Annotated in this window: 8 protein-coding genes; 5 read left to right on the plus strand and 3 right to left on the minus strand. The window is 61.2% G+C overall.

Features of this window, described 5'->3' with window-relative positions; translation table 11 throughout:
* Positions 1 to 155 precede the first annotated feature (155 nt).
* The 3 genes from GIW04_RS22490 to GIW04_RS22500 are packed head-to-tail and all read left to right on the plus strand — an operon-like array spanning position 156 to position 3,721.
* A complete protein-coding gene (locus GIW04_RS22490; RefSeq protein WP_003188275.1) occupies positions 156 to 815 on the plus strand; it encodes a paraquat-inducible protein A in 660 nt (219 codons plus the stop codon).
* On the plus strand, positions 802 to 1,425 hold the full coding sequence (locus tag GIW04_RS22495; RefSeq protein WP_032900385.1) for a paraquat-inducible protein A: 624 nt from the start codon (positions 802 to 804) through the stop codon (positions 1,423 to 1,425). Before GIW04_RS22490 ends, GIW04_RS22495 begins: the two co-directional genes overlap by 14 nt.
* Entirely contained in the window at positions 1,418 to 3,721 is a 2,304-nt protein-coding gene (locus GIW04_RS22500; RefSeq protein ID WP_034134445.1) for a PqiB family protein, read from the plus strand. Before GIW04_RS22495 ends, GIW04_RS22500 begins: the two co-directional genes overlap by 8 nt.
* A 184-nt stretch (positions 3,722 to 3,905) precedes the next feature.
* On the opposite strand, the gene mksF is transcribed toward GIW04_RS22500, so the two are convergent.
* The 3 genes from mksF to mksB are packed head-to-tail and all read right to left on the minus strand — an operon-like array spanning position 3,906 to position 8,717.
* Positions 3,906 to 6,746, minus strand: a complete 2,841-nt coding sequence (gene mksF / locus GIW04_RS22505; protein ID WP_120249122.1) for an Mks condensin complex protein MksF — start codon at positions 6,744 to 6,746, stop codon at positions 3,906 to 3,908.
* Positions 6,743 to 7,450: an Mks condensin complex protein MksE gene (mksE, locus tag GIW04_RS22510; RefSeq protein WP_003188281.1), complete on the minus strand. Its 708-nt coding sequence runs from the start codon at positions 7,448 to 7,450 to the stop codon at positions 6,743 to 6,745. Before mksE ends, mksF begins: the two co-directional genes overlap by 4 nt.
* Positions 7,440 to 8,717: an Mks condensin complex protein MksB gene (gene mksB / locus GIW04_RS22515; protein WP_003188283.1), complete on the minus strand. Its 1,278-nt coding sequence runs from the start codon at positions 8,715 to 8,717 to the stop codon at positions 7,440 to 7,442. Before mksB ends, mksE begins: the two co-directional genes overlap by 11 nt.
* A gap of 187 nt (positions 8,718 to 8,904) precedes the next feature.
* Between mksB and GIW04_RS22520 the strand changes: the two genes are divergently transcribed.
* Together GIW04_RS22520 and rimI are read left to right on the plus strand one after the other, a co-directional pair.
* Complete coding sequence (locus tag GIW04_RS22520) at positions 8,905 to 9,651, plus strand: energy transducer TonB (protein ID WP_120249121.1); 747 nt, start codon at positions 8,905 to 8,907, stop codon at positions 9,649 to 9,651.
* The gene (gene rimI / locus GIW04_RS22525) at positions 9,644 to 10,096 is read left to right on the plus strand and encodes a ribosomal protein S18-alanine N-acetyltransferase (RefSeq protein WP_003188286.1); all 453 of its coding nucleotides are present in this window, start codon (positions 9,644 to 9,646) and stop codon (positions 10,094 to 10,096) included. The genes GIW04_RS22520 and rimI overlap by 8 nt, the downstream gene beginning before the upstream one ends.
* The last annotated feature ends 100 nt before the right edge of the window (positions 10,097 to 10,196 follow it).

Genomic DNA, 10,196 nt, shown 5'->3' on the forward strand with positions numbered 1-10,196 from the left:
GGTTTTGTTTTGGGCGCTCGAAAAGTGTCCACCTTGTCCCCGTACACTTGTTCCCCGCAGCTCCGACCTGACTGCCCCGACAAATTTGCACAGTTATTTCTGAGCGACACCACTAGAATAGCCACCTAACCATTTTTAGAGTCAGAGCCCTATCTATGCCCGATCCGGTTGATGCCCGCGAGGTGTCGGATTTACCGCTGGACGATCTGGTGGCATGCCATGAGTGCGACTTGCTGATGCGCAAACCAACGCTCGCCCTCGGCGAAAAAGCCCAATGCCCACGCTGCGGCTACGAGCTATACGCTCACCGGCACAATGTGGTCGAGCGCAGCCTAGCCTTGGTGCTGGCAGCTCTGCTGCTGTACATCCCCGCGAACTTTTTGCCCATCATGCAGCTCAATCTACTCGGGCAGTCCTCGGAGGACACCGTGTGGAGCGGCGTGGTTGGCCTGTTCGATACCGGTATGCAAGGTGTTGCCGCCGTAGTGTTCCTGTGCAGCATGGGCATCCCCTTGCTCAAGCTCCTGTGCCAATTGGCAGTGCTGCTCAGCATTCGCTGGAACATCGGTCGCAACTACGGGCTGCTGCTATACCGCATCTACCACCACATGAAGGATTGGGGGATGTTGGAGGTCTACTTGATGGGTGTGCTGGTGGCGATCGTAAAGCTCGCCGACATGGCCTCCATCACCATTGGCCTGGGTCTGGTCTGCTTCGTCAGTTTATTAATGGTCCAAGTTCTGCTTGAGGTGGTGATGTCGCCCCATCAGATCTGGCAAGCGCTGTCAGGAGAGGATGACCATGCGGGCGATTGATGCAGGCATTCTGATTTGTACTGAATGCCATGAGTTGAACAAGCAGGAAGCGGATATCGAGGAGCAACTCTGCACCCGTTGCGGCGCGTTGATCCATGCCCGTCGCCCCAATAGCCTCACACGCACCTGGGCGCTGTTGATCACCGCGGCGATCCTGTATATCCCCGCTAACCTGTTACCCATCATGACGGTCAACTCCCTCGGCCAAGGCGACCCCAGCACCATCATGTCGGGAGTCATCCAGCTGGTGCAGCACGGGATGTTTCCTATCGCTGCCGTGGTGTTCATCGCCAGTATCCTGGTACCGACCTTCAAGTTGGTCGGCATTGGCCTACTGCTGTTCTCGGTGCAGCGTCACCAACCGCTGTCCGCGCAACAACGCATTGTGATGTATCGCTTTATCGAGTTCATTGGGCGTTGGTCCATGCTGGATATCTTCGTGATCGCCATCCTGGTGGCGGTCGTTAACTTTGGGCGACTCGCCAGTGTCGAGGCCAACCTCGGCGCTGCGGCGTTCGCCAGTGTGGTGATCTTGACGATGCTTGCCGCAGTAACTTTCGATCCCCGACTGATTTGGGATAACACGGAGTCGGACGACGACCATGAGTGATTTGCCTAAAGCTAAAACCCGCCCAGCCTCTAACTGGTCGGCCATTTGGGTGTTGCCCCTGATTGCCCTGATCATCGGTGGCTGGCTGGGGTGGCGTGCCTATTCCCAGCAAGGTATCGAGATTCAAGTTCGCTTTGAGAGCGGCGAAGGTATTCAGGTCAACAAGACTGAAGTGGTCTACAAAGGCATGACCGTGGGTAAGGTCAAAACCCTGGCCCTGGATGATGAGGGCAGCAATCGCGGGGTGATCGCCACCATCGAGATGAACAAGGACGTTGAGCAGTACCTCAAGACCAACACCCGCTTCTGGTTGGTCAAGCCCAGCGTCAGCCTTGCCGGCATCACCGGCCTGGAAACCCTGGTCTCGGGTAACTACATCGCCGCCAGCCCCGGTGATGGCGAGCCCACGCGCAAGTTCAAGGCGCTCTCCGAAGAGCCGCCGTTATCCGACGCCAAGCCCGGCTTGCACCTGACCCTAAAGGCCGACCGCCTGGGCTCGCTGAACCGTGGCAGTCCGGTGTTCTACAAGCAGATTCAGGTCGGCCAGGTCAAAAGCTATCTGCTGTCCGAGGACCAGAGCACGGTAGAGATCAAGGTCTATATCGAACCGACCTACGCCAACCTGGTGCGCAAACACACGCGTTTCTGGAACGCCAGCGGCATCAGTATCGATGCCAACCTTTCCGGCTTGAAAGTGCGCAGCGAATCCCTCTCCAGCATTGTCGCCGGTGGTATTGCCTTCGCCACGCCAGAGAATCGCAAAGACAGCCCGCCCACCGACCCGAGCCTGCCTTTCCGACTATACGAAGATTTCGATGCCGCCGCAGCGGGCATCAAGGTCAAGGTCAAGCTCACCGACTTTGAAGGCCTGCAGGCCGGGCGTACGCCGGTCATGTACAAAGGCATCCAGGTTGGCAGCCTGAAAACCCTGAAGATCGACCCGGACCTGTCCAGCGCCAGCGCCGAGCTGACCCTCGACCCATTGGCCGAGGACTACCTGGTCGAGGACACGCAATTCTGGGTGGTCAAACCGTCCATCTCCCTGGCAGGCATCACCGGCCTGGAGGCCTTGGTCAAGGGCAACTACATTGCGATTCGCCCAGGCGACAAAGGCACCCCGCCACAACGCGAATACGTAGCCCGCGCCAAGGCGCCGCCGTTGGACCTGCGTTCCCCGGGCCTGCACATGGTGTTGCTCACCGACAGCCTGGGTTCGCTGGATGTCGGCAGCCCGATTCTGTACAAGCAGGTCAAAGTCGGTTCGGTGCAGAGCTACCAGTTTTCGCGCAAGAAAAAACAACTGGTGATCGGCGTTCATATCGAGAAGGAATATGAAAGCCTGGTCAACGGCTCGACGCGCTTCTGGAATGCCAGCGGCGTCACCCTCACGGGCGGCCTCACCGGCGGTATCCAGGTCAAAAGCGAATCCCTGGCTAGCCTGATGGCGGGCGGTATCGCCTTCGAAACGCCGGAACCGAATGTGCCGTTGAAACATCGTATCCCGCGCTTCCGCCTGTACGCCGACCGTGATGCCGCCAACCAGCACGGCACCCTGGTGACCATCAAAGTCGACCGCGCCGACGGCCTGAGCGCCGGCACGCCGGTGCGCTTCAAGGGGTTGGATGTGGGCAAGATCGAGAGTGTCGACCTCAGTGCCGACATGCAGTCGGTGCTGCTCAAGGCGCGTATCACTCAGGTTGCGGACCGTATCGCGCGTTCGGGCAGTCAGTTCTGGGTGGTCAAGCCGGAACTGGGGCTGATGAAGACGGCTAACCTGGAGACCCTGGTCACCGGCCAATACATTGAAGTGCAACCGGCCGCAAAAAACGCCGGCCCGCAGAAGAGTTTTGTCGCCCTGGCCCAGCCGCCTGAAGCCGTGCATCAGGAAGCTGGCCTGAGCCTCACACTCAGCGCCGCCCGCCGTGGTTCGTTGAAGGAAGGGGTACCGGTCACTTACCGTGAAGTGACGGTCGGCAAAGTCACCGGCTATGAGTTGGGCCAGACCGCCGATCGTGTGTTGGTGCACATCCTGATCGAGCCCAAGTACGCACCTCTGGTACGCAGTGGCAGCCGCTTCTGGAACACCAGCGGCTTTGGCCTCGACTTCGGCTTGTTCAAGGGCGCGACCGTGCGTACCGAGTCCCTTGAAACGCTGGTGGCCGGCGGCATCGCCTTTGCCACCCCGGATGGCGAGCGCATGGGCAACCCGGCACGGCCGCAGCAGACGTTCCCGTTGTTCGACAAGTTTGAGGATGAGTGGCTGACCTGGGCGCCCAAGATTCCACTCGGTAAATAAACCGAGGCGCGGCCTTCGCGAGCAAGCCCGCTCCCACATTCGATCGCATCCCTACAGGGAAACTCGATCAACTGTGGGAGCGGGCTTGCCCGCGAAGAGGCCCGCCAAAACACCACAAATCCCAAGCCGAAAAAAAGGCCGCGATCCATCAGATCGCGGCCTTTTTGCCTTTCAGTACAACCCGTCAGGCTTCATCCAGCTCCGGCTCGTCCGCCTGCACATTCATCGTCGCCTTCACCACATCATGGCGACGGATGTACTTCCAGTCCGCCTCATCAATGTAGATCCCGTTCGGCCCGCTGCCGCCTTCCAGGTCGATCGCCACCTGGGCAGACACCTGCGGCTTCACACTCGCCAGGATCGGCACAAAGCCCAGTTGCAGGCTGGTTTCCAACAGCGCTGCCTGGTTCTTCTCATCGATGTCTGCCGCTTCATCGAGGTAGTACGGCAACCGCACGCGACCGGCCTGGTCGCGGTCCATCAGGTGCAGCAACAAGTACATGTTGGTCAGCGCCTTGATGGTCATGGTGGTGCCGTTGGACGCAGCGCCGTCGATGTCGGTATGGATCACTGGCTGGCCGTTGACCTTGGTGATTTCGAACGCCAACTCGAACAAGTCCTTGAGGCCCAACTGGTTATGGTTGGCGGCGACCAGGCGAGCCAGGTATTCCTTGGCTTCTTCGTTCTTGTTGTCCTGTTCGGCGCTCTGGCTGAGGTCGAACACCGAGAGGGTCTCGCCTTCTTCATACTGACCGGCACTGTGGATGATCTGGTCGATATGCTTGAGGGCTTCCTTGTTCGGCGCCAGCACGATGCGGAAGCTTTGCAGGTTGGAGACCTGGCGCTTGTTGATCTCGCGGTTGAACAGCGCCAGCTGGTGTTCCAGGCTGTCGTAGTCGCTGCGGATATTGCGCAGGGTACGGGCGATATCGGTGACCGCCGCACGACGTGCCTTGCCGAGGGTCAGCGCCTCGTCGGTACGGTGCGCATAGGCGTTGATCAGCAGTTGCAGGCGACGCTCGACATCATCCTCACTGTCGAACTTGGCCACGCCCTTGAGACGCACCTGGGCGTACAGCGCTTCGATCTGGCCATCGGCCCGCAGCAGGCCCTGCCAGCTGTCCTGATAGTCATTGAGCAGCGGCAGCAGGTTGTCCATGGAATCGTCGACCGGGTCCATGAACGGCGTGCCGAACGGCAGGTCCGCCGGCAACAGCTGACGACGGCGCAACGCGTCATCCAGGGTACGTTGCTTGGCTTCCATATCACCGATCTGGCGGCCGACCAATTGCAGCTTGGCCGACAGTTGCTGGACACGCTCGGTAAAGGCATCGCTGGAGCGTTTCAACTCGTCCTGGGCGGCTTCCATCTGCGCCAGGTTTTCCAGTTTCTCGCCTTCTTCGGCGCTCAGGGTCTGGGTGCGGCGGAAGTCTTCCAAGGCCTTCTGGGCGTCCAGCACCTGCTGGTACAGCGCTTCGGTCTGGGTCTTGCTCGCAGCACGGTCGGACGCCACGGCCTGCTGGGTTTTCAGTTGCTTGAGTTCTTTTTCCAGGCGCTCTTTCTGGTCACGCAACGCGGCGCGGTCCGCCAGGGCTTGCAGGGCCGGCGGCTCGATGTGCGAGATGTCGATGGACAGCCCCGGCACTTCAAAGCGCTCGCCCTTGAAGCCATCGAGGATCTGCTCCAGGGATTTGACCCACTGGCCGTCCTCGTCCAGCGTGATGCCATGTTCGCCCAGCGGCAGGCTGAACAACGAACTGTTGAACAGGCGCATCAGGCGCTCGACATCCTGCTGCGAGAACTCTTCGCGCAGCTTGGCGTAGCTGTTGTTGTCCGCGTGATCGAGTTGCTGCTTGACCGACTTCAAGCGCTTTTCCAGGTCGCGCAGACGCTCTTCAAGGTCCTCGGCGCTGAACTGCCGCGACTGCGCCAAGGCGCCCGCCAGTTCATCGTGGGCATCCTTGGCGGCGAGCAATTGCTGCTCCAGCATCTTCACGTCATCCACCAGGGCAAAGCGGTGCTTGAGCACCGACAACTCGCCCAACCAACGCTGGATGCCACTGATTTCCCGCTCCAGGCGCATCAGCTCCTGGGTGCCGCCGCGCTGGTCGTTTTGCAGCGCGTCCTGCTCGTTGCGGTAGTGTTCGGCCTGGATGGTCAGCTCTTCCTTGCGCGCACTGGCGTAGTCCGACCAGGTGCCCAGCAACGAATCCAGCAGCGGCGACAGGCGATGCAGTTTGCCGCGCAGGGCGTCGCGCTGTTTCACGCCATTGGCCAGGGCTTCAACCAAGGGGCCGGCAGCCACCAGCGAGTTGTAGTCCTGCTCCATGCGTCGCACATCACGGAAGGCTTCTTCACAGGCCGCGATGTAGTCGACACTGCCCGAACGCAGGCTGTGTTCGAAGGCATCGAGGAACAATTGCTTGAGCTTGGCCGCGGTGATTTCGCGCATGTGCAGCAGGTTGATAAACAGCGCGCGGAATGTTTTCAGGCTCTGCTCGCTGGTGGAGCGCAGCGGAATCAGGGTCAGGTCCAGCGGGATCGACGTATGCCCGCCCACCAGCAAACGCCGCAGTTCATCGGGCTTGAGTTCGTAGGCTTTCAGGCCCTCGCGCTCAAGGTTGGTGAACAGCTCTTTCTGGCGCAGGCAGGTGTCGTTTTTCTGGTAGTGGGTCAGGTCCAGCTTGCCGGCGTAGGCAAAGAACTGGTGACCAAAGCCACCGCCCGGGCCGCGGCCGACCACGCCGATGACGTGGGGGCCGTGGGGCAGGGAGACTTCTACCAGGATGTAGCTGGTGTCGGTGGCAAAGTAAAAGCGCCGCGATTGTTCCAGGGTGTACTTGCCGAAGCTCATGTCCGACATGCGTGCCAGGATCGGGAACTGCAAGGCGTTGATCGAGGCGGATTTACCCAGGTTGTTGGCGCCGTACACCGACAGCGGTTCTTCCAGCGGGAACAAGCCCAGGCTGTAACCGGCGGTGTTCAATAGGGCGAAGCGGCGGATGCCGTAGCGTTCCTTACTCATGCGTCGGTCTCCTGTTCTTCGGCAATGGCGCGTGCCAGGGCATCTTCTTCGCTTTCTTCGGTGAAGGCGCTCAGATCCAGCGGGTCATCGGTCTTCAGCAGTTTTTCATCGCTGTCTTCGTCGATGATCACCGGCGCCGGCAGCGGCAATACGCTGTGTACGCTGGCGGCAAGGTCGCGGTCTTGCTGCACCGACAGGCACACATCCAGGAAGCGGTGCATCGGCGGCAGGAAGCGGTAGATACCGTTGTCTTCGCTGGCAAAACCCAGTTGGGTCATGCGGCGCATGATTTTTTCTTCGAGCTCTTCCTGGGTTTGCACCTCGGCCTGGATAAACAGGTCGCGGTATTTCTCCAGCAACGAAGGCAACTCATCGCGGCCCAGGCTGCCCCCGTCGAGCACGGCAATCGGGTCACGGCCCTGGTCGGCCAGGTGTTCGACGATGATGAAGGTGAACAAGGCCAGGCGCTGGGCGGTCTTGTTCACCTGCGCGGCAGCCACGGCAGTGTCCGGCACGAAGTAATAGAAGCCGCGGGTATCGCAGACCAACTCAAAGCCCAGGGCCTTGAACAGTGTGCGGTACTGGTCCTGGAAGTTCGACAATTGCGCGTACAGCTCCGGGTCGCGGCGGCTGACGTGGTAACCCTTGAACAGCTCGCGAAAGATCGGCGCCAGCTGGGACAGTTCGGATAGATCAAGATGCATAAGGCGTGCTCGCAGAATTCTCGGTGGCATCGACGCCGGCCGGGAGCAGGGCGAAGGAGCGCAGGCTGACCTGGTGCTCGTGGGTGTGGTAATCGCGACGTTCCAGGCGCTCGCGCTTGAAGCGTTTTTCCCGGGACAGGCGCGAGAACCAGTACAGCAATTCATCGGTGGCGCCGTCCGGTTCCTGCTCCAGCAGCCAGGTCATCAGGTCTGGCATCGGCAGCGCGTCTTCGCAGCGTTCGAGCATTTCCTTGACCGTGCGCGGTGCGCGCGGGGCTTCGCCTTTGTGCGACTTGTGCGCCTTGGGGAAACGCGCCGGTTTGGGCTCGAAATTCGCCAAGGCATACACATAGGCTTCGACCTGGCTGGCACTGCCCAGGAAGGTGCTTTGCGGCCGCGTGAACATCGGCATCGCCGCTTGCGGCACCGCGTCCAGGCCTTTGCGGCGAATCGCCGACAGGGCCAGCGCCGCACCGCGAGTCACGGCGTTATGCCGGCGTGCTTCTTCACGCAGCGGCAGCAGCAACTCCCGTGCATGGCGCAAGGTCAGCTGGGCGCTGGTTTGCATTTCGAGAATGCGCGCGTGGGTGCGCAGCAGCATGTCGTCATCCACCAGGTGGCCAAGACGCTGTTGCTCGGTGAGCATGCGCAGCAGCACGTTTTCCACCTTGCGCACGCCTTGCTCGAAGGCGCCGTCGGCATTCACCAACTGGATCATCGGCTCGACGTATTCGTCCCAGGTCGCCAATACTTCGGCGTAACGCTGGCGCAGCGGGATCTGCCGGTCGCTGGTCTTGGCGCGGTCGGCCACGGCGGCGAGGGCTTGTTCGTCGTTGGCGAGCTTTTTGAGCACATCGCGCACGCGCATATCCAACAGGCGCAGTTGCCGGGCCAGGTCGTGGCCGTCGCGGATGTCGAAGGCGTCCTGGATATAACCGGCCAGGCGCTCCAGGTGGCGCAGGTAGGCTTCGATTTCCAGGCACAGGCCAAGCCGGTGCTCCTTGCGAAGATAGGCGAGGAAGTCGTGGATCTGGGCGTTAAGCTCGAAACGGTTCGGGCTCTTGGCGACAGGCACCAGGATATCCAGGCGAATCCACACGTCCAGCAGGCTGGTGATGTCCTGGGGCGTGCTGTCCAGTTGTTGGGCGGCCAACTGTGCGCGCAGCTCGGCCAGGCTCAGGGTGCCTTGGTCGAAGTGTTCGCACAGAGGCTCAAGTAAGGCCCAGTGTTCGGCGAGGGCGCGCAGGACGCGCTTGGGTTCGATCATGGGAATGGCCGGCTGGTTGGCGATTAAAAGTCGCGATTGTACTGCATCACGCGCGGGAATTATCCACAGCCGGTCAGTGCGCAGTGGGCGATTGTTACCGAACAGCGGTAGAATCCCCGCTCTTTACTTATCCACAAGTGGCCGAGCTGTGCTTATCGAGTCCCGACGTCGCGCTTACTTGACCGCCATGCAGGTGGTCAACTGGCTGCCCCGCACCGAACTGCCGTTTGCCGCGCCGTCGCGGCCCGAGCTGTTGCAGGCGCTTGAGCCCTATGAGGCGTTCGAGTCGTCGGGAGAAGAGGCGGCCGCGCCTGTGGCGGTGGTCAAACCCACCCCTGAGGCGCGTCCGGCGGTCGAGCGTGCCAAGATCGAAGTGCCGCGCCCAGCGCCGGTGACCAAGGCTGTCAAGGTGGCGGACGAGGCTGCGCCGGTGACCAAGGCGCCGGTGGTGCCGCCGCCACGCTTCGCCCTGCAATTGCTGCGGGCCGGGCGCTGCCTGTTGTTGGTGGAACTGCCGACTGGCGAGCGTTTCCAGTCCCGTGACCCGGCCTACCTGTTGCTCAAGGAAATGCTGCGCGCCGCCGGCCTGCCCGACAGCCCGCAAATCGTCGGTGAGCCGGTGCGCTGGCCGCTGCTGGTGCGCGGCACCATGGACCAGGGCCCCGAGGCTGCACGAGATTTTGTCCAGGGGTTTGTCTCGGCGCGCCTGGAAGACGAGCCCTGCGTGTGCCTGTGGCTGATCGGCCTGCCCGCCGTACGGTTTGCCGGTGAAGCCAATGCCGAGGCCTGGTACCGCGAGCTGCAGGTTGAAGGCCTGGGGTCAGTGTGGGCCCTGCCGGGCCTGGAATTATTAATGGAAGAGCCACAGCGTAAGGCTGATGTCTGGCAAGCCATGCGCCGGCTGATGGCGCGCTGGAAAACAACTGATGAGTGAGGCTTTATCCTTTCGCCCGATGACCGAGGCCGACCTCGACGCGGTGCTGAAAATCGAATACGCGGCGTTCAGCCACCCCTGGACCCGCGGGATTTTTCTCGACGGGCTGGGCAAGTACCAGATCTGGCTGATGTTCGAAGGCGAGCAGCAAGTGGGCCATGGGGTGGTGCAGATCATCCTCGATGAAGCGCACTTGCTTAACATCACCGTGAAGCCGGAAAACCAGGGCCGTGGTTTGGGCCTGGCGCTGCTGGAGCATTTAATGTCCCGTGCTTACGCGGCCAATGCGCGGGAATGCTTTTTGGAAGTGCGTGACAGCAATACCGGCGCGTTTCGGTTGTATGAGCGCTATGGCTTCAACGAAATTGGCCGTCGCCGGGATTACTACCCCGCTGTGGGTGGTCGCGAAGATGCAGTCGTGATGGCGTGCACCCTGGTTGACTAAATGCAAAGGCCCTATGTGCAAAGCCTCTGTGGGAGCCGGGCTTGCCCGCGATGCAGGCACCTCGGTCTTCAAGTAACACCGCGGTGATACCATCGCAGGC

It is taken from the genome of Pseudomonas sp. PA-4-8C (genome assembly GCF_021606625.1).
GTDB lineage: Bacteria > Pseudomonadota > Gammaproteobacteria > Pseudomonadales > Pseudomonadaceae > Aquipseudomonas > Aquipseudomonas lactis.